Origin of the sequence: Bartonella sp. AP58NXGY, from assembly GCF_042195785.1 — a bacterium.
Taxonomy (GTDB): domain Bacteria; phylum Pseudomonadota; class Alphaproteobacteria; order Rhizobiales; family Rhizobiaceae; genus Bartonella.
In genome coordinates this window covers 1-666 of record NZ_JBHIOY010000289.1, presented here as the reverse complement: position 1 = coordinate 666, position 666 = coordinate 1, and the positions used below count along the sequence as shown (strand labels likewise).

The following is a 666-nucleotide window of genomic DNA, read 5'->3' as shown; positions in this document are numbered from 1 at the left end:
GAGAGAGTGTTGTTTGTTTAATGTTTGTTGATTTAGAAAAGAAGTGTGTGTTTTCTTTCCAAGTTTTCAATATTCTTTCGCGTGTTACAGATTGTTTTTAGAGAGATTTTTTGATCCTTTGCTGATAGAATGCAATTTTTAAAAAAGTTGTTTATTTTTTAAAAGCAAAGCAATTTTTTATGCTAACTCGCATTTATGAATTTTGCAGATTTTCATTCCGAATTAGATTTTTTATAAAGGTTATGAAATCTTTGAAGAAAATAAATATTCGTATTTTTAGGAATTTTACTTGAATAAGCGGGGATAATTCTATTAGAAAAAAAATAAAGTGAAGAGAGCAGGGGATTTCTTTTGTCTTAATGGATATCAGTATTCTTTGTGTTGAGTGGCATATCATTTAAACGGTTTTGCAATAAAGATAGGGATCAGTGGTTGGATAATGGCAGAAGCTTTAAAAGTTGGTATTGCGGGACTTGGTACGGTTGGGACTTCAGTTGTTCAAGCTCTATATGAAAAAGCAAATAGTTTAGCTTGCCAATGTGGGAGATCCATCAAAGTCGTTGCTGTTAGTGCGCGCGATAAAGGCCGTAATCGTGGAATTGATCTCAGTAATATAAGATGGTTTGATTCACCTGTAGAGATGGCTGCCTCTGATGAGATTGACGT

1 pseudogene is annotated in these 666 nt (G+C 33.3%); it reads left to right on the top strand.

Going from position 1 to position 666, the window contains the following annotated elements:
* Positions 1-439: 439 nt before the first annotated feature.
* Positions 440-666 (top strand): annotated as a pseudogene (locus ACFINC_RS11000) (homoserine dehydrogenase); the annotation flags it as partial.